This window comes from Staphylococcus sp. 11262D007BW (assembly GCF_053547815.1).
Genome location: NZ_JBPWPJ010000001.1, coordinates 948,236 through 974,856, shown reverse-complemented (window position 1 = coordinate 974,856; position 26,621 = coordinate 948,236). Strand labels below are relative to the sequence as shown.

General features: G+C 32.7%; 28 protein-coding genes, 1 pseudogene and 1 riboswitch. Of the genes and pseudogenes, 28 read left to right on the top strand and 1 reads right to left on the bottom strand.

The features are described 5' to 3' along the window. The first annotated feature begins 30 nt into the window (after positions 1 to 30). The 5 genes from ACEE93_RS04740 (at position 31) to ACEE93_RS04720 (ending at position 4,706) form a co-directional block, all read left to right on the top strand. Positions 31 to 1,368, top strand: coding sequence for a DEAD/DEAH box helicase (locus tag ACEE93_RS04740; protein WP_449156421.1), 1,338 nt, complete (start codon positions 31 to 33; stop codon positions 1,366 to 1,368). A gap of 11 nt (positions 1,369 to 1,379) precedes the next feature. Then, entirely contained in the window at positions 1,380 to 2,270 is an 891-nt protein-coding gene (locus tag ACEE93_RS04735; RefSeq protein WP_449155580.1) for a deoxyribonuclease IV, read from the top strand. A 411-nt stretch (positions 2,271 to 2,681) separates the two neighbouring features. After that, positions 2,682 to 3,452, top strand: coding sequence for a metal ABC transporter ATP-binding protein (locus ACEE93_RS04730; protein ID WP_449155579.1), 771 nt, complete (start codon positions 2,682 to 2,684; stop codon positions 3,450 to 3,452). Then, the gene (locus tag ACEE93_RS04725) at positions 3,449 to 4,309 is read left to right on the top strand and encodes a metal ABC transporter permease (RefSeq protein ID WP_449155578.1); all 861 of its coding nucleotides are present in this window, start codon (positions 3,449 to 3,451) and stop codon (positions 4,307 to 4,309) included. Before ACEE93_RS04730 ends, ACEE93_RS04725 begins: the two co-directional genes overlap by 4 nt. After that, on the top strand, positions 4,299 to 4,706 hold the full coding sequence (locus ACEE93_RS04720; protein WP_449155577.1) for a Fur family transcriptional regulator: 408 nt from the start codon (positions 4,299 to 4,301) through the stop codon (positions 4,704 to 4,706). The genes ACEE93_RS04725 and ACEE93_RS04720 overlap by 11 nt, the downstream gene beginning before the upstream one ends. A 124-nt stretch (positions 4,707 to 4,830) precedes the next feature. Here the strand turns inward: ACEE93_RS04720 and ispG are convergent, their stop codons facing one another. Further along, complete coding sequence (gene ispG, locus ACEE93_RS04715) at positions 4,831 to 5,931, bottom strand: flavodoxin-dependent (E)-4-hydroxy-3-methylbut-2-enyl-diphosphate synthase (protein ID WP_449155576.1); 1,101 nt, start codon at positions 5,929 to 5,931, stop codon at positions 4,831 to 4,833. Between the two features lie 279 nt (positions 5,932 to 6,210). Here ispG and ACEE93_RS04710 point away from each other — a divergent pair, with 279 nt between their 5' ends. From ACEE93_RS04710 to gcvPB, 23 genes and pseudogenes are all read left to right on the top strand, one after another. After that, positions 6,211 to 6,810, top strand: a complete 600-nt coding sequence (locus ACEE93_RS04710; protein ID WP_449155575.1) for a superoxide dismutase — start codon at positions 6,211 to 6,213, stop codon at positions 6,808 to 6,810. A 249-nt stretch (positions 6,811 to 7,059) separates the two neighbouring features. Then, positions 7,060 to 9,096, top strand: coding sequence for a peptidoglycan D,D-transpeptidase FtsI family protein (locus tag ACEE93_RS04705; RefSeq protein ID WP_449155574.1), 2,037 nt, complete (start codon positions 7,060 to 7,062; stop codon positions 9,094 to 9,096). 282 nt (positions 9,097 to 9,378) lie between these two features. Then, positions 9,379 to 10,338, top strand: coding sequence for a PstS family phosphate ABC transporter substrate-binding protein (locus ACEE93_RS04700; RefSeq protein ID WP_449155573.1), 960 nt, complete (start codon positions 9,379 to 9,381; stop codon positions 10,336 to 10,338). Between the two features lie 156 nt (positions 10,339 to 10,494). Beyond that, a complete protein-coding gene (gene pstC, locus ACEE93_RS04695) occupies positions 10,495 to 11,418 on the top strand; it encodes a phosphate ABC transporter permease subunit PstC (RefSeq protein WP_449155572.1) in 924 nt (307 codons plus the stop codon). A gap of 1 nt (position 11,419) precedes the next feature. Continuing rightward, on the top strand, positions 11,420 to 12,301 hold the full coding sequence (gene pstA, locus ACEE93_RS04690; RefSeq protein ID WP_449155571.1) for a phosphate ABC transporter permease PstA: 882 nt from the start codon (positions 11,420 to 11,422) through the stop codon (positions 12,299 to 12,301). A 25-nt stretch (positions 12,302 to 12,326) separates the two neighbouring features. Further along, the gene (gene pstB / locus ACEE93_RS04685) at positions 12,327 to 13,187 is read left to right on the top strand and encodes a phosphate ABC transporter ATP-binding protein PstB (RefSeq protein WP_449155570.1); all 861 of its coding nucleotides are present in this window, start codon (positions 12,327 to 12,329) and stop codon (positions 13,185 to 13,187) included. 1 nt (position 13,188) lies between these two features. Then, positions 13,189 to 13,839: a phosphate signaling complex protein PhoU gene (phoU, locus tag ACEE93_RS04680; protein WP_449155569.1), complete on the top strand. Its 651-nt coding sequence runs from the start codon at positions 13,189 to 13,191 to the stop codon at positions 13,837 to 13,839. Between the two features lie 69 nt (positions 13,840 to 13,908). After that, entirely contained in the window at positions 13,909 to 14,058 is a 150-nt protein-coding gene (gene rpmG / locus ACEE93_RS04675) for a 50S ribosomal protein L33 (RefSeq protein WP_449155568.1), read from the top strand. 138 nt (positions 14,059 to 14,196) lie between these two features. Next, a complete protein-coding gene (locus ACEE93_RS04670) occupies positions 14,197 to 14,736 on the top strand; it encodes a 5-formyltetrahydrofolate cyclo-ligase (protein ID WP_449155567.1) in 540 nt (179 codons plus the stop codon). Between the two features lie 14 nt (positions 14,737 to 14,750). Next, complete coding sequence (locus ACEE93_RS04665; protein ID WP_449155566.1) at positions 14,751 to 16,190, top strand: rhomboid family intramembrane serine protease; 1,440 nt, start codon at positions 14,751 to 14,753, stop codon at positions 16,188 to 16,190. A gap of 2 nt (positions 16,191 to 16,192) precedes the next feature. Continuing rightward, a complete protein-coding gene (locus ACEE93_RS04660; protein WP_449155565.1) occupies positions 16,193 to 16,396 on the top strand; it encodes a YqgQ family protein in 204 nt (67 codons plus the stop codon). Further along, the gene (locus ACEE93_RS04655; protein WP_449155564.1) at positions 16,393 to 17,373 is read left to right on the top strand and encodes an ROK family glucokinase; all 981 of its coding nucleotides are present in this window, start codon (positions 16,393 to 16,395) and stop codon (positions 17,371 to 17,373) included. The genes ACEE93_RS04660 and ACEE93_RS04655 overlap by 4 nt, the downstream gene beginning before the upstream one ends. 6 nt (positions 17,374 to 17,379) lie before the next feature. Beyond that, positions 17,380 to 17,691, top strand: coding sequence for an MTH1187 family thiamine-binding protein (locus ACEE93_RS04650; protein WP_449155563.1), 312 nt, complete (start codon positions 17,380 to 17,382; stop codon positions 17,689 to 17,691). A gap of 25 nt (positions 17,692 to 17,716) precedes the next feature. Further along, positions 17,717 to 18,340, top strand: a complete 624-nt coding sequence (locus ACEE93_RS04645; protein ID WP_449155562.1) for an MBL fold metallo-hydrolase — start codon at positions 17,717 to 17,719, stop codon at positions 18,338 to 18,340. Positions 18,341 to 18,394: 54 nt separating this feature from the next. Next, positions 18,395 to 19,369: pseudogene (gene comGA, locus ACEE93_RS04640) on the top strand (competence type IV pilus ATPase ComGA). A 40-nt stretch (positions 19,370 to 19,409) separates the two neighbouring features. After that, positions 19,410 to 20,405, top strand: a complete 996-nt coding sequence (gene comGB / locus ACEE93_RS04635; protein ID WP_449156420.1) for a competence type IV pilus assembly protein ComGB — start codon at positions 19,410 to 19,412, stop codon at positions 20,403 to 20,405. An 11-nt stretch (positions 20,406 to 20,416) separates the two neighbouring features. Further along, a complete protein-coding gene (comGC, locus tag ACEE93_RS04630) occupies positions 20,417 to 20,737 on the top strand; it encodes a competence type IV pilus major pilin ComGC (protein WP_449155560.1) in 321 nt (106 codons plus the stop codon). Continuing rightward, positions 20,727 to 21,161: a competence type IV pilus minor pilin ComGD gene (gene comGD, locus ACEE93_RS04625; RefSeq protein ID WP_449156419.1), complete on the top strand. Its 435-nt coding sequence runs from the start codon at positions 20,727 to 20,729 to the stop codon at positions 21,159 to 21,161. Before comGC ends, comGD begins: the two co-directional genes overlap by 11 nt. A 192-nt stretch (positions 21,162 to 21,353) precedes the next feature. Further along, on the top strand, positions 21,354 to 21,839 hold the full coding sequence (locus ACEE93_RS04620; protein WP_449155558.1) for a competence type IV pilus minor pilin ComGF: 486 nt from the start codon (positions 21,354 to 21,356) through the stop codon (positions 21,837 to 21,839). A 161-nt stretch (positions 21,840 to 22,000) separates the two neighbouring features. Next, the gene (locus ACEE93_RS04615; RefSeq protein WP_449155557.1) at positions 22,001 to 22,522 is read left to right on the top strand and encodes a shikimate kinase; all 522 of its coding nucleotides are present in this window, start codon (positions 22,001 to 22,003) and stop codon (positions 22,520 to 22,522) included. Next, positions 22,509 to 22,597: riboswitch (glycine riboswitch) on the top strand. Its footprint overlaps the gene before it by 14 nt. A 78-nt stretch (positions 22,598 to 22,675) precedes the next feature. Further along, the gene (gcvT, locus tag ACEE93_RS04610; protein ID WP_449156418.1) at positions 22,676 to 23,767 is read left to right on the top strand and encodes a glycine cleavage system aminomethyltransferase GcvT; all 1,092 of its coding nucleotides are present in this window, start codon (positions 22,676 to 22,678) and stop codon (positions 23,765 to 23,767) included. 13 nt (positions 23,768 to 23,780) lie between these two features. Then, positions 23,781 to 25,127 carry an aminomethyl-transferring glycine dehydrogenase subunit GcvPA gene (gene gcvPA / locus ACEE93_RS04605; protein WP_449155555.1) on the top strand — a complete coding sequence of 449 codons (1,347 nt, stop codon included), beginning with the start codon at positions 23,781 to 23,783 and terminating at the stop codon, positions 25,125 to 25,127. Beyond that, on the top strand, positions 25,120 to 26,592 hold the full coding sequence (gene gcvPB, locus ACEE93_RS04600; protein ID WP_449155554.1) for an aminomethyl-transferring glycine dehydrogenase subunit GcvPB: 1,473 nt from the start codon (positions 25,120 to 25,122) through the stop codon (positions 26,590 to 26,592). Before gcvPA ends, gcvPB begins: the two co-directional genes overlap by 8 nt. The last annotated feature ends 29 nt before the right edge of the window (positions 26,593 to 26,621 follow it).

The following is a 26,621-nucleotide window of genomic DNA, read 5'->3' as shown; positions in this document are numbered from 1 at the left end:
ATAGAGATGAATTTTAAGGAGGCCCCAAATATGGCACAACACCCATTTGAACAATATCGTTTTGATTCGGAGATGATTGAAGCAATCAAAGCGCTTAATTTTAAAAAACCAACAGAAATACAACAACGTGTGATTCCAAAAATGATGAAACGGACAAATATTATTGGACAATCACAAACTGGGACTGGTAAATCCCATGCGTTTTTACTACCATTATTTCAACAAATAGATGCTAATATTGAGGAACCTCAAGCAATTATAGTAGCGCCAACGAGAGAACTAGCATCACAACTTCATCAAGCAGCTCTACAATTAAATGAATATAAAAAGAATGTTAAAGTGAGTTTATTTATAGGTGGTACAGATTTTGAAAAAGATGTTCAAAAAACAACTTTTCAACCTCAATTAATCATTGGCACACCAACACGTATTAATGATCTTGCAAAAAAAGGGGCATTGCATGTTCATTTAGCACATTATTTAGTGATTGATGAAGCAGACCTGATGATCGACTTAGGATTAATAGAAGAGGTAGACCAAATCGCAGCAAAACTTGATAAAACAGCAAATATGGCAGTATTTAGCGCTACAATTCCACAATCTTTACATTCATTTTTAAATAAATACTTGGAGCAGCCTGAGTTTATTCAGATTGATCATGCCTCAATGAATAAGAAGAGTATTGAATTTTATCTGGTTCCTACCAAAGGGGTCGATAAAGTTGAAAAAACTAAAAAGCTGATTGATATCCTTAATCCATATTTAGGTATCATCTTTTGTAATAGTCGAGAAAGTGCGAATGATCTTGCAGAGCATTTATTGGAATCGGGCATTCAATTTGGTATGATCCATGGCGGTTTAAGTCCGAGAGAACGTAAACAACAAATGAAACGTATTCGTAATTTAGATTATCAATACGTGATCGCAAGTGATCTTGCTTCTCGTGGTATTGATATTGAAGGCGTGAGTCATGTTATCAATTTTGAAGTACCTAATGACATTAATTTCTTTACACATCGTGTAGGAAGAACAGGTCGAGGAAATTACAAAGGTGTGGCAATTACTTTATTTACACCTGATGAGGAAGGATTAATTCGACAAATAGAAGAAAAAGGTTATCATTTTGATACCGTAGACATCAAAGATGGGGAATTAAAACCTGTCAAATCACATAATTCTAGAAATTTAAGAAAAAAACAGGATGATCACATTACGCAAAAAGTAAAACACAAAGTTAGAAGAAAATCGAAAAATAAAGTGAAACCTGGATATAAAAAGAAATATAAACAAGAAGTTGAACAACTAAAACGTCAAGAAAAACGTCAACATCGCCGTAAACAAAATCGTTTAAACAAAAATAAAAAGTGAGGGAATGAATTATGTTAATCGGATCGCACGTTTCAATGAAAGGTAAAAAAATGCTAGAAGGTTCAGCAGAAGAAGCACACAGTTATGGTGCCTCTACATTTATGATTTATACAGGTGCGCCACAAAATACACGCAGAAAAGCAATAGAAGATTTAAATATAGAAGCAGGACATAAAGCAATGGAAAACTATGGGCTAAGTAATATTGTGGTCCATGCTCCATATATTATTAATATTGCAAATACAAAAAAACCAGAAGTCTTCGAATTAGGTGTCGATTTCTTACAAAATGAAATTGAACGCACAGAAGCAATAGGTGCAAAAGATATTGTGTTACATCCTGGTGCTCATGTTGGTGCTGGTGTAGACAAGGGTATCGACCGTATTATCGAAGGCTTAAATGAAGTCCTCACAAATCAAAATGATGTACGTATTGCTTTAGAAACAATGGCAGGTAAAGGATCAGAAATTGGACGTACATTTGAGGAGTTAGCACGAATTATTGATGGTGTACATCATAACGAGAGATTATCAATATGTATGGATACATGTCATATTCATGATGGCGGCTATGATATTGTGAATGATTTCGATGGCGTATTAAATGAATTTGATAAAATTATCGGTGTGGACCGTATTAAAGTGCTGCATGTGAATGATAGTAAAAATGAAAGAGCTGCACATAAAGATAGACACGAAAATATTGGTTTTGGGCATATTGGATTTGATACTTTAAGCTCTATTGTCCATCATCCTCAATTTAAAGATATTCCTAAAATATTAGAAACACCATATGTAGGGGAAGACAAGAAAAACAAAAAACCACCGTATCAACATGAAATACAATCATTAATTAACAATCAGTTTGATCCAAACATGAAATCAAATATTATGTCTAATTAATTTAAGAAATTAGGGCAACATCGTTTATGTGAGATTAGAAAATAATACATTTAGACAAATGAGGTTGGGATAAAAGCGTTCAGTATTTGAGCAGAAGCGAACGAAGTAAAGAACGACTTGGTTTAGTTAGTCGTTCTTACAAATGTGTCAAAGCACATTTGATCATTTACAATACGTCAAATTTTGGCGAATCGTGAACTTTTTGCCGAAAATCCTGCTTTTAGGACACCGTTAATCGGTTTTTCAGAGCATTATTACTTTATGTCTCAGCCCCTTGCTAATTCCAAGCTATGATGTATTATTTTCAAGCATAATCGTTGATGCTCTTTTTTATTAAAGAAATATCATTCGTAAACATTACTATTTACAATATAAGCCAAGAATTGTATAGTATTGAAATGAGGTGAGTTGATGGCACAGCCAATATTTGAATTAAAAAATATCGACTTTTTTTATAATCATAAAAAAGTACTTGAAAATATAAATATTAAAATTAACAAAGGGGAATTTCTAGCAATTGTTGGTCCCAATGGGGCTGGAAAATCGACCATACTTAAACTGATGTTAGGTCTATTAAATATTCAAAATGGTGAAATTTTAGTTGAAGGGGAAACGTTCAATAAAAAAACATCTTCAGATAAAATTAGCTATGTATCACAAAAAGCAGCATCGGTAACAGCAGGTTTTCCAGCTACTGTTAAAGAAGTAGTCATTAGTGGTTTAACACGTAAAAAAAGTTTATTACGGTGGTTTAATCATAATGATGAAGATAAAGTCGATGCAGTATTAAAACGATTAAATATCCTTAATTTAAAAAATAGAAATATCGCTTCACTATCAGGTGGCCAACAACAACGTGTATTAATTGCGCGCGCACTCGTATCTAATCCTTCTGTCTTAATTTTAGATGAGCCTACAAATGGTATTGATGCAAAACATGTAGGAGAGTTTTATCAGACCTTATCACATCTTAAAAATGAAGGTGTAACCATTATTCTTGTAACACATGATATTGGGGTAGTAGCTGATACTGCAACAAAGGTAGCTTGTTTAAATAAGCATCTTCATTTCCACGGGACAACTACAGAGTTTAAATCTCTAGATGAGGTAGAAATTTCAAAAATTTATGGTCATCCAATTAAATTTGTTGATCATAAACATGATAGGGAATGTTGTTTATGATAGATGCTTTGTTGAATTTTGAATTTATCAGATACTCGTTTATTAGTGGATTATTAATCGGTCTTATTGCGCCGCTTATTGGCACATTTATTGTTGTACGAAGGCTATCATTAATTGCTGATGCGCTGAGTCACGTTACACTTGGTGGCATATCTTTTGGTATGTTTTTAATATCATTTTCACCATTATTTGCTACGCTCAATCCAATTTGGACAGGTATTATTTTTTCGATTATTGGTGCGTTACTCATTGAAAAATTACGTACTTCTTATCAGCATTATCAAGAAATCGCGATTCCTATTATTATGAGCGCTGGTATCGGGTTAAGTGCCATTTTTATTTCTTTAGCAGATGGTTTTAATCAAGAAATTGTGGGATTACTCTTTGGTTCAATTAGTGCTGTTTCGGTAAGTGATCTTATTACAATTATTATTATTGCGGTTTTAGTCATACTATTTATTATGCTTTTCTATAAGGAATTATTTACGTTATCTTTTGATGCTGAGTATAGTAAAGTCATTGGCGTGCCAAAATGGATTCAATTTTTATTTATTGTTGTTGTTGCATTAGTTATTTCTGCTTCAATGCGTGTAATAGGTATTTTATTAGTAAGTGCATTAATTACATTGCCTGTCGCAATTGCGATGCGTTGGACAAAAGGATTTAAACAATTCATCATGATTAGTATTTTAATAGGAGAATTTGCAGTTATCGCAGGTTTAATTACCGCCTTTTATATGGATATTTCTCCAGGCGGTGTCATTGTCGTTATTTTAGTAATTTTGTTATGTCTCACACTTTTCTATCAAAAAATGATGGCAGGAAAGTTCAAAGGAGTCGATAAAAATGAAAACTGATGAAGCCATAAAAATTTTAAAACAAAATGGTCATAAATACACAGATAAACGCAAAGATATGATTAATATTTTTATTAATGAAGATAAGTATATCAATGCTAAAAAAGTACAAAATGAAATGAATGATCATTATCCAGGTATTTCGTTTGATACAATCTACCGCAATCTTCACCTATTTAAGACGTTAGGTATTATAGAAGGCACAGAAATGGACGGAGAGATGAAGTTCCGTATTGCGTGTACGGCACACCATCATCATCATTTTATTTGCAAAGCATGTGGGGATACGAAGGTTATTGAAATGTGTCCAATGCCTGAAATTCAACGTCAATTGCCTAATGTGGATATTGAGACGCATAAATTAGAAGTTTACGGTATTTGTGAAAACTGTAAATAATAAAAAACACCCTCTTAACGACGGTTTGTGATGTGCACCCCATAAAGTTAGATTTTTTAGTCCAACTTTTGGGGTGCACATCATTTGTAAGAAACCTGTTAAGAGGGTGTTTTAATTACTAAAATTATTTTGTTTCTTGTGTTTGATTACTTTCCCATTCTGCAGCAAGTTTATCAATTTCTATTTTTAGTTCGTCTACCATTGTTTCTTCAGGTACTTTTCTAACAGTTTTACCTTTCATAAATAGCAATCCTTCGCCTCGAGCACCAGCAATACCAATGTCTGCTTCACGTGCCTCACCAGGTCCATTAACAGCACAACCTAAAACAGCAACTTTTAATGGTACTTGTAACTTTTCGATATACTCTTCAACTTCATTAGCAATTGAAATTAAATCAATTTCGATACGACCACAAGTAGGGCAAGCAATTAATGTTGCAGCATTACTTGCTAAACCAAATGTTTTAAGTAAAGACTTTGCAACCTTAACTTCTTCTACTGGATCAGCAGATAATGAGATACGGCATGTGTTCCCAATACCTTGAGCTAAAATAGCACCTAATCCAGCTGAAGATTTAACAGTACCATTAAATAAAGTACCACTTTCAGTAATTCCTAAGTGTAATGGATAATCAAATGCTTGAGCAGCTTTTGTATATGCTTCAATAGCAAGATTTACATCACTTGCTTTTAATGAAACGATAATATCATGGAAGTCTAACTCTTCAAGAATTTTGATATGATGTAAAGCACTCTCAACCATACCGTCAGCAGTAGGGTAGCCATATTTTTTTAGAATATGTTTTTCAAGTGAACCTGCATTGACACCGATTCGGATAGGAATACCTTTTTCTTTACATGCTTCTACTACTGCTTCTACTTTTTCACGACGTCCGATATTACCTGGATTAATACGAATTTTATCAGCACCGTTTTCGATCGCGATTAATGCAAGTTTATAATTAAAATGAATATCCACAACTAAAGGAATATTGATTTGTGCTTTTATATCTTTAATTGCGTGTGCGTCTTCTTCGTTCGGACATGCAACACGCACAATCTGACAGCCTGCTTCTTCTAATCTTTTGATTTCAGCAACTGTAGCTTCAACATCATGAGTTTTTGTCGTTGTCATACTTTGGATAACAACTTCATCAGCGCCACCAATTGTTAAATTGCCCACCTTAACGGGACGCGTATTTTTACGATGTGTCATTTCAGCCATGTTATAGACTCCTTTATTACATAATTTATATTGAAAATGCATATTTGACCAACTAATGCTTCAATGATAGTTTTCATTATACAATAAGATCCAATCATAATTCAAAATAATGTGATTTAGCGGTTTATATGTTTAAAAACTTAAAAACGAGATATATAAATAATAGAAATAAAACTTACTGTGGCATATTCAATATTGCTTGTTAAGCATATCTATTGTTTATGCTGACACAAAGTTGTTACAATTAGGATGAATCAAATATTAGGAGGATGATTAATTATGGCTTTTGAATTACCTAAATTACCTTATGAATATGATGCATTAGAACCTTATATTGATAAAGAAACAATGGAACTTCATCACAGCAAGCATCATAACACTTATGTAACAAAATTAAATTCAGCTGTAGAAGGTTCAGATTTAGAAAATAAATCATTAGAAGACCTTATTGCTAATGTTGATAGCTTACCAGAAGATAAGAAAACAGCAGTACGCAATAATGGTGGCGGTCACTTAAACCACTCATTATTCTGGACTTTATTAACTCCTAACTCTGAAGAAAAAGGCGAAGTTGTTGATAAAATCGCTGAAAAATGGGGCTCATTAGATGAATTCAAAAAAGAATTTGCTGATGCAGCTGCAGCTCGTTTTGGTTCAGGTTGGGCTTGGTTAGTTGTTAACAATGGCGAATTAGAAATTGTAACAACACCTAACCAAGATAATCCAATTTCTGAAGGTAAAACACCAATCTTAGGATTAGACGTTTGGGAACATGCTTATTATTTAAAATATCAAAACAAACGTCCTGATTATATCGCAGCATTCTGGAATATCGTAAATTGGGAAAAAGTAGACGAATTATATAAAGCAGCAAAATAATTCAACTTACTTTGCTCAACACACAGGTTCAGTAAGAACCTGTGTGTTTTTTCTTTAATCAAATTCAATACCATACATAGCGATAGCAGTTAAACATTTGACTCTTTTGGAACTTAAATACCAATCACATTGTTTATCCTCAGTATCTTTATTCAAATTCTATTGATACTCTGGTAAAATGTTAGCTAAAATGTGAGATTTAATATATTATTTTATACAGACAATCTATTTGAATAGAGGTAGGTATCATTGCTAAAGCGTCTGAAAAATAAAACAAATGATGAAAAGATGCGCTTTTTAATGAATAAGCGTGTCAACTTTTTATTTGCAATTATTATTCTAATTTTTATTATTATCGTCTTGAGGCTTGGTTACCTCCAAATTGCACAAGGTGCTAATTATACACAAATGATTAGAGATAGTGAAAATGTCACTGTTAATGAATCAGTTCCAAGAGGACGAATATTAGACCGAAATGGTAAAGTCATCGTAGATAATGCATCGAAAAAAGCAATTACATATACAAGAGGAAGAACAACGAATCAAGAAGAAATTCTTAATACGGCTAAGAAATTATCTAAGCTCATAGATATGGATACTGATAAAATTACAGAAAGAGATCAAAAAGACTTTTGGATTCAAAAAAACCCTAAAAAAGTTGAACAACTTATGAAAGATGAACAAAAGTTATATGAAAATGGGGATCTATCCCAAGAAGATTATGATCAACAATTACAAGATAAGATTACGAAAAAAGACTTAGCACAACTCTCCGACGAAGATATGCAAGTACTCGCTATTTATCGTGAAATGATGCAAGGTTCTACTTTAAGTCCAAGAACAATAAAAAATGAAGACGTCACAGATAAAGAATACGCTGCAGTTTCGCAACAACTTTCTGAACTACCAGGCATCAATACAACCATGGACTGGGATAGAACGTATCCATATGGAAGTACCTTACGCGGTATACTTGGTGATGTGTCAACAACAGAAGAAGGGTTACCTAAAGAATTAACTAAAAGATATTTATCACAAGGTTACTCTCGAAATGATCGAGTAGGAAAAAGTTATCTAGAACTTCAATATGAAAATATATTACGTGGTAAAAAGAAAGAAATGCGTTATACCACAGATAAGTCTGGTGCAATTATTGATTCGGAAGTAGTGAATGAAGGTTCACGTGGTGATGATTTAGTATTAACCATCGATATAGACCTTCAGGAAAAAGCAGAATCTTATTTAGAAAAACAAATTTCAAAATTGCGTTCAGAAGGTGCGAAAGACATGGATTCAGCGCTGATGGTTGTTCAAGATCCGAATAATGGTGATATTCTTGCTATGGTCGGAAAACAAATTGATAAGGACGGCTCATTAACTGATTATGATATCGGTACTTTCACGTCACAATATGCAGTAGGGTCTTCAGTTAAAGGCGGTGTGCTTTTAACTGGATATCAAAATAATGCGATTAACGTCGGTGATGAAATGGTAGATGAACCACTTACGTTTAATGGTGGTTTAACAAAACGCTCTTACTTTAACCAAGATGATAGTATACGCATCGATGATAAAGAAGCATTAATGCATTCGTCTAACGTCTATATGTTTAAAACAGCGTTAAAAATTGCTGGTTTAGATTTTACACAAGGTATGAATTTACCTACAGATGTTACAGAACCTGGTCAAAAATTACGAAAAGGCTTAAGTCAAGTTGGTTTAGGTGTTAAAACAGGGATCGATTTACCAAATGAGGTTAGTGGTCAGATTGAACCGTTGACTGATAATCCAGGTAGTTATCTAGATTTAGCTATTGGACAATACGATACGTATTCACCATTACAACTATCACAATATGTATCTACAATTGCTAATGACGGTTATCGTATTCAACCACATTTAGGTAAAGAAGTGCGAAAAGCTACGAATGAAGATGATTTAGGTCCAGTTAAACACACAATAAAAGGGAAAGTCTTAAACCGTGTAAATAATACCGAAGAGGAAATCAATCAAGTTCAAAAAGGATTTGAAATGGTCTTTAATGAAGTTGATGGTACAGGTTATGCAAGTTTCCATGACACTGATGTTAAATCTGCTGGTAAAACTGGTACAGCTGAAGTATTCCAAGATGGCGAACCACGTGTTAATGCCACATATATAGGCTATGCCCCAGTGGATGACCCGCAATTATCATTTTCAATTGTTTACTCTAACCAACCCGTTCCTGAACCATGGTTAAATGGTGGCGATTTAGGTAGAGATGTTCTAAATTATTATTTTAAATAACTAAAACCCTTTATGTAGAATGGTTACAGAGACTGGGACACCGTTAATCGGTTTTCCAGAGCATTAGCGCTTTATGTCTCAGCCCCAACCCATTCATACATAAAGGGTTTTTCTTTTACATAAGTATTTACTTAGTCATCAAAATCATGTTTTTTATTAAAAAAAGCAGTCTCAAACAGAATTAACATAAACTTTACATTAGCTTTATTGGGTTTTTACAAAAGATTTGTATTCTAAGAGTGTAATCAATAGTTAGTCATTATATTTTAGGAGGATGTTTCAATGAAAAAATGGCAATTAGTTGGATCGACAGTCGTAGGTGCTTCATTATTATTAGGAGCATGTGGTGGTGCGGCACAGGAATCTAATAATGGAGATGAGAATGGAGCACAAGATACAAATGTTGAAGGTACAGTAAAAGGGAATGGTTCTTCGACTGTAGCGCCAATCATTGAAAAATTAAACGAAGATTTTTCTTCACAATATAACAACGTCACTTTAGAAAATGTTACATCAGGAACTGGCGACGGATTTAAACAATTTATCGCAGGAAGTACGGATTTCTCAAATGCCTCACGTCCAATTAAAGACGAAGAAAAACAACAATTAGAAGATAAAAATATAGATTATACAGAATTTGAGGTTGCTCAAGATGGTTTAACCGTTGCTATTAATAAAGAAAACGATTTTGTTGATGAATTAACTTTAGACGACTTAAAAAGTATTTATTCAGGTGAAGCCACAAAATGGTCAGATGTAAATTCAGATTGGCCAGATGAAGAGATTCAAGCATTTTCACCTGACCAATCACATGGTACATATGACTTTTTTACTGAAGAAGTAATGGGAGACGGTGAAATCAAAGCTGAAAAGAACCAAAATACAGACGTTATTGTTAGTTCAGTAAAAGATAATAAAGAAGGTATTGGTTTCTTTGCTTATAACTTCTTTAAAGAAAATGAAGATGATTTAAAAGCAGTCAAAATCGTTGATGATAAGGATAAAGCGATTGAACCTACGGAAGATTCAATCCAAGATGGTTCTTATCCATTAAGTCGCCCTTTATATATCTATGCAAACAATCAAAAATTAAAAGATAACGATGCATTTGCTGAATTTATGAAATTTGCTTTAAACGATAAAGGTGAAGCTGCATCTGCAGTAGATTACGTCGCATTACCTGAAGACAAATATCAAGAGCAATTAGATAAACTTAACAAAATCACAGGCGATGAAAAATAACATTAATTCAATAGCTAATATAAAGGAACATTAAAATGTGTTATAGGGGTGAGACATTACGATGTCATAACCCCTATATCCATTTATTGGTAACTAAATTAAAATAAACATCATTTCAGATAAAACATACTCTTTTAGTGTAAAGGAGCAAACGATATGAGTTCTCAAAACAATATTCGTGAGATGATTCGAAAAAATGATTCTGGATCTTCTCTAAGTAATAAACTAATGCCGATTATTCTTTTCTGTATAGCGATTATTTCTGTATTAACAACTATCGGCATTGTCATTACCTTATTAACTGAAACAATTACATTTTTTACAAGAGTTTCATTCAGCGATTTCTTTTTAGAAACTGAATGGAATCCATTTTCTTCAGACCCTAAGTACGGTATTTGGGCGCTAATCGTAGGAACCTTAAAAATTACTATTATCGCTACGATTTTTGCAGTACCAATTGGAATAGGCGCTGCAATTTATTTAAGTGAATTTGCCTCTAAACGTTTCAAAAAAGTGGTTAAACCAATTCTTGAAATTTTGGCCGGGATTCCAACTATTGTCTATGGGTTCTTTGCATTAACGTTTGTAACACCAATTTTAAGAGCGATTTTTCCTGCCATTTCAAATTTTAATGCTTTAAGTCCTGGTTTAGTCGTAGGTGTAATGATTATTCCAATGATTGCAAGTATGAGTGAAGATGCAATGTCTTCTGTACCTAATAAAATTAGAGAAGGTGCATTAGGTTTAGGTTCTACAAAATTAGAAATGATTTTTAAGGTTATTATTCCTGCAGCAACTTCTGGCATTATGGCATCGATTGTGTTAGCAATCTCAAGAGCGATTGGCGAAACGATGATTGTATCATTAGCAGCTGGTTCTAGCCCTTCATTTGATTTTAGTTTAACGGAATCAATACAAACAATGACTGCATATATCGTTCAAGTCTCACAAGGGGATGCAACAAATGGTTCAGATCTTTACTACAGTATTTATGCAGTAGGTTTTACTTTATTTATCTTTACACTCATTATGAATTTCATTTCACAATGGATTACTAAACGTTTCAGAGAGGAGTATTAATATGGGATTAATTGATCAATCAGCTGTAGAACAAAAGCTCTCTGGCCGCGCTACAAAAAATAAAGTATTTAAAGGTATCTTTTTCGCTTGTACTTTAATTGGCCTTATCGTGTTGGTCATTTTATTAATCGATATTTTAAGAAAAGGGATACCTGTGATGGGGACAGAATTTTTCACAAATTTCTCTTCTTCATCAGCAAGTTCTTCAGGTGTTAAAGGCGCTTTAATTGGTACGTTATGGCTAATGGTCACGTTAATACCTATTGCTTTAGTACTAGGAGTAGGGAGTGCCATTTATTTAGAAGAATATGCGAAAGACAATGCTATTACAAAGCTGATTAAGGTAAATATTTCAAATTTAGCTTCAGTGCCATCTATTGTATACGGTTTATTAGGTGCAACCATTTTTGTAGCTTTATTGAAATTAGGCAATTCAGTCTTAGCCGCTGCACTCACTTTATCGTTATTAATTTTACCTGTCATTATTGTCGCCAGCCAAGAAGCTTTACGTTCCGTACCCAATTCAGTTAAAGAAGCTTCTTATGGTTTAGGTGCAAATAAATGGCAAACGATTAAAAATATCGTCTTACCAGCTGCAATACCAGGTATTGTAACCGGAGTTATTTTAGCAATATCAAGAGCAATTGGTGAAACAGCACCACTTGTAGCAATTGGTATTCCGACTATTTTATTACGAACACCTAATAGTATTTTAGATTCTTTCCAAACATTACCGCTTCAAATTTACGATTGGGCAAGAAAACCGGGTATGGACTTTGAAGCTTTATCTTCAGGCGCCATCATTGTCCTATTAATTATTCTATTAATTTTAAACAGTATCGCAATTTTTATACGTAATAAATATTCAAATAATGCAAGATAGATATTATTGAAATGGAGTTTTTAATATGTTGAATACTAAAACAAGAAATACAGACGCACAAACAACTGACAATACATTTGTCGCAACATCACAAGCGCAACAAGACAAAGACACTATAAGTGATGCACAAAGACGCATCGTATATTCTACACAAAATCTTGATTTATGGTATGGAGAGCAACATTCTTTAAAAAATGTTAATTTAGACATTCTAGAAAATAACGTAACAGCTATCATTGGACCTTCTGGATCTGGAAAATCAACTTATGTTAAAACCCTTAACCGTATGGTAGAACTAGTTCCAAGTGTTAAAACATCAGGAAAAATCTTTTATAGAGACCAAAACATATTTGATAAAAAGTATTCTGTTGAAAAATTACGTACAAATGTGGGAATGGTCTTCCAACAACCTAACCCGTTTCCAAAATCAATTTACGATAATATTACTTATGGTCCGAAAATTCATGGTATAAAAGACAAAAAAACATTGGATGAAATTGTCGAAAAATCATTAAAAGGCGCTGCAATTTGGGACGAATTGAAAGACAGATTAGATCAAAATGCGTATGGGTTATCAGGAGGTCAACAACAAAGGGTTTGTATCGCACGATGCTTGGCTATTGAACCGGACGTTATTTTAATGGATGAACCTACCTCAGCACTTGATCCTATTTCAACATTACGTGTTGAAGAACTCGTTCAAGATTTGAAAAAAGAATATTCGATTATTATTGTGACACACAATATGCAACAAGCTGCACGTGTATCTGATAAGACTGCATTCTTTTTAAATGGTTATGTTAATGAATACAATGATACAGATAAAATCTTCTCCAATCCGAGCGATAAACAAACAGAAGATTATATCTCTGGAAGATTCGGTTAAGATGACAATTATACGTAAAAGATACGAAGATGAATTAAATGACTTATTTCATGATTTACGTCATTTAGGTCTTCGTGTCTATTTTAGTATCCGTAGATCAATCAAGGTTTTAACTGATTCCGATATCAAACATGCAAGACAAATCATTAAACATGACCAATCCATTAATCAATTAGAAAAAAAGATCAACGATAAAGTCATCAGTTTAATTACACGCCAACAACCCATTGCAAAAGATTTAAGATTCATGATTGCTTCACTAAAAATCGCAAATGAATTTAAACGAATGGGTGATAATGCAGCCAATATTGCAAAAATAAGAACACGCGCACGTTTTACAGATCATTATATTGTAATGCGACTTGAAACGATGGGTAAATTAGCACTTCTAATGTTAAAAGATCTACAAAACGCCACTTTAGAAAATGATTTAGAGCTTATTATAGAAATCATTGAAAGAGATGTGGACATAGACGATTTATATAAAGATATCGTCAATACAACTTATTTAATTGATAATGATCCATTTGTCGCAGGTCAAGCGCATCTTGTTGCTCGATATCTAGAGCGAATAGGGGATCATATTGTCAATGTCGCTGAACACGTTTACTTTTATCTATCTGGCGCGTTGTATGAATCCTATGAAAAATAATCCTTTCATATTTCCTTTGAAGATGATATGATAATAAAGTCGTATTTATAGAGGAATAGGAGGATAAGTATGAGAGTTAATATTACACTTGCTTGCACAGAATGTGGAGACCGTAATTATATTTCTACAAAAAATAAAAGAAATAATCCAGAACGTGTTGAAATGAAAAAATTCTGTTCACGCGAAAACAAACACACGTTACATCGTGAAACAAAATAATATGATTTAATCTTGGACTAGAACAAATTTAAATGTTCTAGTCATTTTTGTTTTGATAGACATATTACTTCTTTCCATGACAGTCACCGTTAATCACGGTATAATAAGAGTAGTATTTTGGAAAAGGAGCATCTTTTTATGGATAAGAAAGAAATACGTAAGACGACACTACATAAAATGAAATCCCTAGATGAATCTTCAAAAAAACAGGCAGACCATTATTTAAAAGAACAACTTTTAAATCATTCAAAGTATCAGTCAGCACAGTCGATTGGTCTTGTTTTATCAATGCCTCATGAAGTAAATACAGATGCTATTATTGAACAAGCATTAAAAGATGATAAAAAAGTATTTGTACCTTCAACGCAATATCAAACTAAAACAATGAACTTTCAACAAATTTATAGTTTAGATCAAGTAGAAATAGATTCCAAAGGGATACGATATGTAAACGATGATACTCCTATTAATAACGAATTAGACTTAGTTATTGTGCCAGGTGTTGCATTTAATGATGAAGGGTATCGTGTTGGCTATGGAGGAGGCTATTTTGACCGCTATTTATCAACATATCGCCCTCAATCAATCAGTTTGATTTATGATTTGCAATTGTTATCTTCTATTCCTGTCGAAACATATGATTATCCTGTTCAAGAATTAATAATTGCTAATACATAAATATGGAGGGAAAGATGATAGCTAAAAAACAATTTTGGAAAACTGCATATTTGTGGATACGTTATTTTAATTATAGCTTTTACAAATATGATCATAACAAAGAAGAAATTTGGTTATTTAACCGAAAATCTGGTCGTTTAGCACTATTTAAATATGGTACTTTAACGACCCAAGCTTTAGATTTTGAAAAAGACAAACTTCAAGAAAATCACGATCAAATAAAACAATCGCTTGATTTAGATATTAAACAGTATGACATTTATATTTTTACAGACAAAGCATTTAATGAAACCACATATCAATATACACAACCTGTTCGAATAAAGTTTCACTGTATTCAGTCTAATAGTGCACTTTATAATTTAACGAATCATGTGTTAGTAAAGCGACTGATTGGGCAAGATGACAAAAAGACAACGACATATTATCAAAAACGTGTAACGAATCAAAATATCATTGAAACATCAATGTATCGGTTTACACCAGTCACTTATGCTTTAATTCTAATTAACATTCTAATATGGCTCTTTGTTGCGTTATTTACTAATGCCCGCTCAGACATCGATATTATTAATTTAGGTGCGCTGTCACATTTTAATTTTGTACAAGGTGAATGGTATCGTCTTGTAACATCTATGTTTTTACATTTTGATTTTGAACATATCTTGTTTAATATGTTATCACTCTACATCTTTGGAAAATTGGTTGAAGCAATTATTGGTCATTGGCAAATGCTCGTAGTTTATTTACTATCTGGTATATTAGGCAATGTGATTTCTCTTGTTTTCATGACTTCTAGTTTCTCGGTAGGCGCAAGTGGCGCTATATTTGGATTATTAGGTGCACTTGTAACACTGATGATATTGAGTAGACGCTTTACACGTAAAATGTTAGTTCAAGTGCTTATTGCAGTAATTATAATGGCAGTCATTACATTATTAATTCGTAACGTGAATATAGTAGCCCATCTTGCTGGTATTTTATCTGGAATGTTCATTGTATTCTTAGGTTATTTACACAAATATAACCGCAAATATTTCATTATCTTTGGTATTTTAGGGCTATTCATTCTCGGACTTTGTATTACTAAAATTTATCTGACAAAAACTGATAATATATATAACAATATCATTCAACAAGAGATGAATCGAGACAATTATAATGATGCAAAACATATGATTTCTAATACGATGAAACATAATTACGCAGATGATCAAACTTATGTGTTGTCAGGTATGGTGATTGCTGCACAAGATTCAAAAGCTGAGGCTATTAATGAATGGGAATCAGGATTACGACAATTTCCTAACTCTGCACATCTTAATTATATTTTAGCGCTTTCAGAACGTTCCTTAGGTGATGATGATAAAGCAAAAAAATATATCGATAAGGCTTATAAAGCAGATTCTGCTAATCTCAATATTAAAAATCTAAAAAATGAATTGGATGATTAAAATTGCAAACCGAATTAAATACTTTTTATGATGTTTTACAGCTTTTAAAAAAATACGGCTATATCATTTATTTAGATAAAGAAGAAGATAGGCTAGTGATGATAGAAACAGAGATAGAAAATTTATATCAACACGAACTACTGACTAGAGATCAATATGTACAGTCAAAGTTATTAATAAATCAAAGAAGGATGACACTCAAATGAAAAATGAAGTAATACTAGCTTGTGATGTTGGCGGAACAACATGTAAATTAGGTATATTTGACAGTGCTCTAAATATCATAGAGAAATGGGTAATCGAAACTGATATCACGGATACATCAGGACGTGTCATTTTACAGCAAATTGTAGAATCTCTTAATGCTAAATTGAAGGCTTTAGCTATTTCTGAAGAAGATGTATTAGGACTTGGATTAGGTATCCCTGGACCAATTAATTTTGAAGAGGGTTCTATTCATGGTGCGGTAAACCTAAATTGGCCGTATAAAGTTTATGTTAAGTCAATTTTAGAAGAGTTTGTTAATTATCCTATTGTAGTTGATAATGATGCGAATGTTGCAGCTTTAGGTGAAAAGTTTAAAGGTGCCGGAAAAGGCTCACAGGATGTCGTAGCGATTACCCTTGGGACTGGTTTAGGCGGAGGCATTATTTCGAATGATAAAATCGTTCATGGCCATAACGGTTCTGGTGCAGAATTAGGGCATATTCGTGTTGACTTCGACCAGAGATTTAATTGTAATTGTGGCAAGTCAGGATGTGTTGAAACAGTTGCTTCTGCGACTGGGGTAACGAACCTGGTTTACTTTTATTATCCTAAATTAACATTTAAATCATCTATATTAGAGTTGATAAAAAATAAGACAGTAACAGCGAAAGATGTATTCGATGCAGCTAAAGCAGGTGACCAATTCTGCATCTTTATTACAGAGCGTGTCGCACATTATATTGCATACCTTGCAAGTATGGTAAGCGTTACAACAAACCCGGAATATATTATACTGGGTGGTGGCATGTCTAATGCAGGAGATATTTTGATAGAAAATATTAAAACAGAGTATTATCATTTCACATTCACACCAGCTCAAGAAAATACTAAAATTGTGAAAGCAGAATTAGGAAATGATGCCGGTATCGTAGGCGCTGCAGGACTCATTAAAACTTATATTGAGGAAAAGGAGTAATTTAACATGGCAATTGTAGATGTTGTAGTAATCCCAGTTGGAACAGAAGGACCTAGCGTTAGTCAATATATCGCAGAAATTCAGACTAAATTGGAAGAATTTAAACAACAAGGTAAAATTGATTATCAATTGACGCCAATGAACACTTTGATTGAAGGTGATTTATCCGATTTATTAGAAGTAGTTCAAGCAATTCATGAATTACCATTCAATAAAGGTTTAGATCGTGTATGTACAAATCTTAGAATTGATGATCGTAGAGACAAATCAAGAAAAATGAATGATAAATTAACATCTGTTCAGAAACATTTAAAATAATTTAAGTGATTGTCGGAGGTTGTTTATGAAAATTTCTTGCTTAACATTAGGACCAGTAAGTACTAATACGTACTTTGTCGAAAATGAAGATGAAGTTTTGATTATTGATCCCGCTGCAGAAGCAGAAGTCATTATTCAGCACATTAAGGAAATTGACAAACCTGTTGCAGCCATTTTATTAACACATGCGCATTTCGACCATATTGGTGCTTTAGATGAGTTAATGTCTTATTATGAAGTCGAAGTATACATGTATCATGAAGAAGTTGATTTCTTAGATTCACCAGAAAAAAATGGATCACTTAAATTTAAAGAATTTGGTATTCCTACTGTCGAAAGTCAGGCTACACCAAAATTATTAGATGAAGGAGAACATGAAATGAGTTCTTTTCATTTTCAAGTGATGCATACACCAGGGCATTCTCCAGGTAGCTTAACTTATGTATTTAAGGATTTTGCTATTGTAGGCGATACGTTATTTAATAATGGTATTGGTAGAACAGATTTATATCGTGGAGATTACGAAACATTAATTGATTCAATTCAAGACAAGCTTTTCACATTAAATGAAACAATGCCACTTTATCCTGGTCATGGACCATCAACGACAGTTGAAGATGAACAAATGAATCCATTTATTTTTGGTTAAATAACAAGTAATTTGATCACCCCTTACGTGTTATAAAGTAAGGGGTGAATTTTTATGCAATTATTACTTGATAATGTTTTACAATATGCCATTCAACAACATGCTTCGGATATCCACTTTATACCTTCTCATAGTCAAGTAGAAGTTAAATTACGCATTCGAGATGAGTTAACATGCTATGATACGTTAAATCTTAATACTTATCAAAAGATTTTAACGTTATAAAAATTTCAAGCTGGACTAGACGTATCATCTCGCCATAAAGCACAAAGTGGGCGCTATATTTATGAATTTAAATCTCTTTATTTTTTAAGAGTGTCCACTTTGCCTTTAAACTTAGGTACTGAAAGTTGTGTAATACGCATAACACCACAATACTTTCAAAGTACTGCTAATGATGCAACTAAGGACATTAAACAATTAATGACCAAAAAACAAGGTCTCATTTTGTTTAGTGGACCGACTGGAGCAGGCAAAAGTACTTTGATGTATCAAATGGTCTTGTATGCTAAAGAAAAATTAAACCTTAATATTATAACGATTGAAGACCCTGTAGAACAAATACTAAACGGGGTCACCCAAATATCAGTCAATGAGAAAGCAGATATTACGTATGGCACATCATTAAAAGCTATTTTACGCTGTGATCCTGATGTGATTCTTATTGGTGAAATAAGAGATAAGAAGATTGCTAAAGAAGTGATTCAAGCGAGTTTAAGTGGTCATTTAGTTTTATCAACGATTCATGCTACTGATTGTAGTGGAGTAATTTTAAGGCTGTTAGAGATGGGCATTACTGAACAAGACCTTCTACAAGCAGTCAACCTCATTGTAAATCAACGTTTAATCACAACGAAGTCTTATCATCGAGAACTGATATATGAGACTATGAATAATACTGAAATTCAATATTTTTTAAATCATGATTATACACCTTCTCAGCATTTTAAAAGCTTAGGTGAAAAATTATCAAATCTAGAGAAAAACGGGGTTATAGATGAAGAAATTGTACACAAATATAAAAAATAACAGGACTAAAAGACAAATCTTAAAAAGTCATTTAATTATAATGGAAAGACTACAACCATTATTACTTCATGGTTTTACATTTGTAGAAGCAATGTCTTTTATATTTGAACAAATCGAACTTAAAGATAAAAATTATGAAAAGCAATTTTATGCATTATTAAATAGTGGAGCGAATTGCTATGAAGTATTTAAATTTCTATATTACCCAAGAACCATCCTCATGCAAATTTTCTTTGCCGAAAAGTATGGAACACTCACTGAAACTTTAAATACTTGCTATGACTATTACTATAACAATCGTAAGTTAAAACGAAAATTAATAAAGACCATTCAATATCCTATTGTATTATTCATTATTTTTTTACTACTAATTATGACTTTAAATATTACTGTGATGCCTCAATTTGACTACATGTATCAATCAATGGATTTAAAAACATCTTATTTGCAGTTAAGTATAAAAACTTTTATAACACATTTTCCCACTATATTTTTTATTATTTTTTTCATCATACTTTTGACAATTGAAGGGGTGAAAAGATGGCTGATCAAACGGCCTATGACTACACAATTGCATTTTATCACTTCCATTCCTTTCTTAAATAAATATGCAAGGCTACTTTTTACTTATCAAGTTGTGAATCAATTTACGTTATTTTTTAAAAACGGTATTCCTATGAATGATATCGTCATGATTTATGTGAATCAACATGAAAGTCATTTTTTAAATTTTATAGGTCAAACTCTCCTCAAAAATATGAAGGAAGGTGAAACATTTCCAACTATTTTACAAAAACTAAAGTGCTTTGATTCGAACTTTATAAAATACATTAAGCAAGGGGAACAAAGGGATAAACTAGATATTGAACTAAGTGTTTATAGTAAATTTTTAATTGATCATATTGAATCACATACACTGCGTCAAATTAACTTTATCCAACCTATTATGTTCTCCTTTATGGGTATTTTAATTATTCTTGTTTATCTTGTGATGATGTTACCAATTTTTGAAATGATCCAAACAATACAAAGTTAGGAGCTGAAGATATGAAACAAATATCAAAATATATTAAAAAGAAAAACGCTTTTACACTTATAGAAATGCTACTCGTATTATTAATTATTAGTGTATTATTAATTTTAATCATTCCAAATGTCGCAAAACAATCCGAGCATATCCAAAAAACAGGATGCAACGCGCAATTAAAAATAGTAGACAGTCAGATTGAAGCATATACGTTAAAATTTAACACTAAGCCAACCACTATTGATGATTTGGTTCGAGAAGGCTATCTTAAAGAAAATCAGAAAAAGTGTAAATCTGGACAAGCCATTATTATACGAGGTGGAGAAGCTGTTGCAAGTTAAAGGAGGTTTTACATTAATCGAAATGCTCATCGTAATATCAATAATCACGTTGATACTTGGTTTGTCTTTTATTAAACCTCCAAAGCTTTTTACAGAATATCAAATTAAACTGCAAGCTGCATTATTAACGAGTAAATTAGATTTTTATCAGGCAGAAGCTATTAAAAACAAATCAGATATATTACTTGTTTTTCGAAAAAAACAAAATGATATCAAAGTTGTGATGTTAAACCAAACTAAACCCCAATATATCCCACTAACCCCCTTGAAATTAAATAGTCATTCAAACTTAGATAATATTAAATTTGACCGGAATGGCAATATCAATAAATTTGGTACTTTGAAATTTAATTATTTAAACGAAAAATTTTCACTTATTTATCATATTGAACAGGGGAGGTACAGACTATCTTTTTCAAAATGAACGACGGTTTTACTTATATTGAAGCATTATTCTCATTATTTATTATAAGTATCTTAAGTTTATCGATGCTTTATTCATTAGAAGTTACACAACAAACTTATAACAATGCGCTTAGAGATTTAGAAGTTAGAAGAACACTGTTTAATATTATAAGCGTCTCTACTCCTCATGAAAGGACTACGATACAATCCTATGAAATTAAGCCAGAAAAGAACCGAATTTGTATCAAGAATCTTAAGACCACTTACAACTATTGTCAAAAACGTTAAAGGTTTTACGATGATCGAAACGCTCCTTAGTTTATTTATTCAAGTAATGATTATTATGTTAGTGCCTTTATTAATTCATAATCTGCGTAACTATAATGATATTATATATGATGACCATTCATTTCAAATTGAATTAATGATTAAAGATGTAGCTTACCATTTTCATCATACACCTATCGCAAACGTTCATATTCATCAAAATCGCATCGATATGGTTCAAAAAAATGAAACATTAAACTTTAAACTTGTTAATAATAAATTGATTAAATCTATCAATAACAAAGGAAACATAACGTTGTGTAATAACGTTAAATCGGTTAGTTACAAAATATTACAATCTAATCATTTAATCATGCATCTAACTTATTTGAAGGGAGATAAATGGCATGCCAAAGAGATTATTATCTAATTCCGGTTTTACGCTTCCCATTGTTTTTATGATTTTTAGTACTTATACTTTATTTATATCCTTTTATCTTATAATCTACGTTTCAAAATTAGAAACTATAAATGATTTAACGGATTATTATACAAATGAAATTTCAATCTTGTTAAAAGAAGGTGAACATAATGACTAATCGATATCCACTTATTTTCATTGGTTTTATGGGTGCTGGAAAGTCCTTTATAGGAGAACATTTTGCTAAGCAACATCATTTAAGTTTTATTGATTTAGACAATTATATAAGTTGGAGAGAAGATCGTTCGATTCCGAAGATCTTTCAAGAAGAAGGTGAATCCGTTTTTCGAGAACTTGAATTAAAATATTTAAAAGAAGTTGCAAATCACTATCAAGTTATAGCAACTGGTGGTGGCATTGTAGAAACAGAGGCTTCTAGAGAATATCTAAATGCATTAAATCAAAGGATTATTTGGTTAGATGCACCATTTGACACTTTATATGAGCGGGTTAAAGATGATCCAAATCGACCAAATGCAAAAGATAAAGATTATGACACTGTAAAACGCTTGTATTTAGGGCGTATTTCACGATATAATGAAATCGCATTCATTAGGTTAGATACAAATCAACAGTTATCACAGTTACTTAATGAACTTAATAAAATAATCTTTGCGAATGAACAATATTAGAGAGAATGGAGTAACCATCGCCGAAGGAGCAAGTTTTAAAACGAATCTCTCAGGCAAAAGGATAATATTGGGACGCAATCCTGAAGGGATGACAACAGGGTAGTATGATAACAGTACACCCTGTTTTTCTATTTTTAACTAGGAGGGTATATTATGGTTCAAGATTTAAAGAAAACACCATTATATCAACGCTTTGTTGATGCTGGATCTAAAATAGTTGAATTTGGTGGCTGGGCAATGCCAGTTCAATTTTCTAGTATTAAAGAGGAACACAATGCCGTGCGTACTAATGTCGGTTTATTTGATGTTAGTCACATGGGTGAAATCCTTATTCAAGGTGAAGAGGCTAAAGATTTAGTACAATATGTACTCTCAAATGATGCAAATTTATTAACAGATGATAAAGCGCTTTATACAGCTTTATGTAATGAAAAAGGTGGCGTAATTGATGACTTAGTAGTTTATAAGTTAAAAGATGACGAATACTTACTTGTTGTCAATGCAGCTAATACTGAAAAAGATTTTGAATGGATTAAACAAAACAATAAATCTTTCAATGCCACAGTTAAAAACATTTCAGATGAATATGGTCAACTTGCAGTTCAAGGTCCGAAAGCACGTGACATTATTCAAGCTAACACTGACATTGATGTAAGCGAATTATCAATGTTCCAATTTGTGAAAAATGCTAAAGTGTTTGGCAAAGATGTTATTTTATCTCAATCTGGTTATACAGGTGAAGATGGATTTGAAATTTATTGTAAAACCGAAGATGTTGTTGACTTATGGGATGCATTAGTTGATGAAGGCGTAACACTTTGTGGTCTTGGTGCACGCGATACTTTACGACTTGAAGCTGGTTTACCACTTCATGGTCAAGATTTAACAGAAGACATTACACCATATGACGGTGGAATTGCTTTTGCTGCTAAACCATTAATAGATGAAGATTTCATTGGTAAAGAAGTCTTAAAAGAACAAAAAGAAAATGGTTCACCTAGACGTACAGTTGGTTTACGTATGATTGAAAAAGGTATTCCAAGAACTGGTTATACTATTTTAGATTTAGATGGTAATGAAATCGGAGAAGTGACTTCTGGTACACAATCACCATCAACTGGTAATTCAATTGGTTTAGGTATTATTAAACGTGATACGTTTGAAATGGGTAAAGAGGTTCTTATCCAAGTAAGAAAACGTCAAGTTAAAGCACAAATTGTTAAGAAAAATCAAATTGAAAAATAAAGGGGTGTAGACATTGAGTCATCGTTATATTCCATTAACCGACCAAGATGAAAAGGAAATGTTAAGCACAATCGGAGTTGAATCAATTGGTGATTTATACGGAGATGTGCCTAAAAACATTTTATTAGATAGAGATTTAAACATTGCTGATGCAGAACCAGAAACGCAATTATTAAAGCGTTTAAGCAAAGTTGCAAGCAAAAATATTACTAAAGAGACACATACAAGCTTTTTAGGTGCAGGCGTTTATGATCATTATGCACCAGCTGTAGTAGATTCGTTAATTTCAAGATCAGAATTTTATACAGCTTACACACCATATCAACCTGAGATTTCACAAGGTGAATTACAAGCTATCTTTGAATTCCAAACTATGATTTGTGAACTAACAGGTATGGATGTCGCTAACTCTTCAATGTACGATGGTATGACAAGTTTTGCTGAAGCATGTTTATTAGCATGGGGCAAAACGAAAAAGAAAAAAATCGTAGTATCTAAAGGTGTTCATTATCAAGCACTTCAAGTACTTCACACTTATTCTAAAATCCGTGATCAATACGAAGTAGTAGAAGTCGATTTAGATGGTACTATTACAGATTTAGATAAATTAAAAGAAGCTGTAGATGATGATACTGCAGCTGTAGCAGTTCAATATCCAAACTTCTTTGGTTCTATTGAGGACTTAGAAGAAATTCAATCATTTATTGAGGATAAAAAAGCATTATTTATCGTATATGCTAATCCACTATCTTTAGGATTACTTACACCACCTGGTGAATTTGGTGCTGACATTGTCGTAGGAGACACTCAAGTATTTGGTATTCCTTCACAATTTGGCGGACCTCATTGTGGTTATTTCGCAACAACTAAAAAATTAATGAGAAAAGTACCAGGTCGTTTAGTAGGTCAAACTCAAGATGATGATGGTAATCGCGGCTTTGTTTTAACATTACAAGCACGTGAACAACATATCCGTCGTGAAACAGCAACTTCAAATATTTGTTCAAACCAAGCATTAAATGCGCTTGCATCATCTATCGCAATGGCAGCGTTAGGTAAGCAAGGTTTACAAGATATCGCAGAACAAAACTTCGAAAATGCTAATTATGCTAAGGAACAATTTAAATCAGCAGGTTTTGAAGTTTATGATGATGTATCATACAACGAATTTGTTGTAAAATTCAATAAACCAGTTGAAGAAATTAACAAGCAATTACTCGATGAAGATATCATTGGTGGATTCGATTTAAGTGTTGTTGATGAATCATTCGATCAACATATGCTTGTAGCTGTTACAGAATTACGAACTAAAGATGAGATCGATACATTTGTTAAGAAAGCAGGTGAGCTTAATGGTTAGTAAATCAAGTCCATTAATCTTTGAACGTTCAAAAGCAGGTCGATTTGCATACTCTTTACCACCTAAAGAAATTAACAACAATGCTGCTGAAAAATTATTAGACAAAAAATTTATTCGTAAAAACAAAGCAGAATTCCCAGAAGTTGCAGAGTTAGATCTTATTAGACACTACACAGAGTTGTCTAATAAAAACTTCGGTGTAGATACTGGTTTTTATCCATTAGGTTCATGTACAATGAAATACAATCCTAAAATCAACGAAAAAGTTGCTAGAATTGGTGGCTTTGCAGAATCTCATCCATTACAAGATGAAGATCAAGTTCAAGGTTCTTTAGAGATTGTTCATAGCTTACAAGAAGAATTAAAAGAAATTACTGGTATGGATGAAATTTCATTACAACCTGCAGCCGGTGCTCACGGTGAATGGACGGCACTTATGATTTTCAAAGAATATCATCTAAATAATGGTGATACTCAACGTGATGAGGTTATTGTGCCCGACTCAGCTCACGGTACGAACCCAGCATCTGCTGCCTTTGCTGGATTTAAAGCAGTTACAGTTAAATCAAATGAAAAAGGCGAAGTAGATATTGATCACTTAAAAGAATTAGTAGGCGATAAAACAGCCGCAATCATGTTAACAAACCCAAATACTTTAGGTATCTTTGAAACAAATATCATGGAAATTAGAGATATCGTTCATGAAGCTGGAGGCTTACTATATTATGATGGCGCTAACTTAAACGCTATTATGGACAAAGTACGCCCTGGTGATATGGGATTTGACGCTGTTCATTTAAACTTGCATAAAACGTTTACAGGCCCTCACGGTGGTGGTGGTCCAGGTTCTGGTCCAATCGGTGTTAAGAAAGAATTACGCGATTATCTACCAAAACCACTTGTAGTTAAAGAAGGCGATCGCTTTAAATATGATAACGATATTAAGCATTCTATCGGCCGCGTAAAACCATTCTATGGTAACTTTGGTATTTACTTACGTGCATACACTTATATTAGAACAATGGGTTACAAAGGCCTTAAGGAAGTTTCAGAAGCAGCTGTATTAAATGCTAACTACATTAAAGCGCGCTTAAAAGAAAAATTTGAAATTCCATTTGATCAATTCTGTAAACATGAGTTTGTATTAAGTGGTTCTAAACAGAAAAAACTAGGTGTACGTACTTTAGATATGGCTAAACGTCTTCTTGATTTCGATGTACATCCACCAACTGTTTACTTCCCATTAATCGTGGATGAAGGTATGATGATTGAGCCAACTGAAACTGAATCTAAAGAAACGTTAGATCATTTCGTTGATTCATTATTACAAATCGCTAAAGAGGCGGAAGAAGATCCAGATAAAGTATTGGAAGCACCACATACAACAATTATTGACCGCTTAGATGAAACAACAGCAGCACGTAAACCAATATTAAAATTTGAAGAATTAAAATCTGAAAAATAAACTAAACAAACCCGAACTCTTTTTAAGAG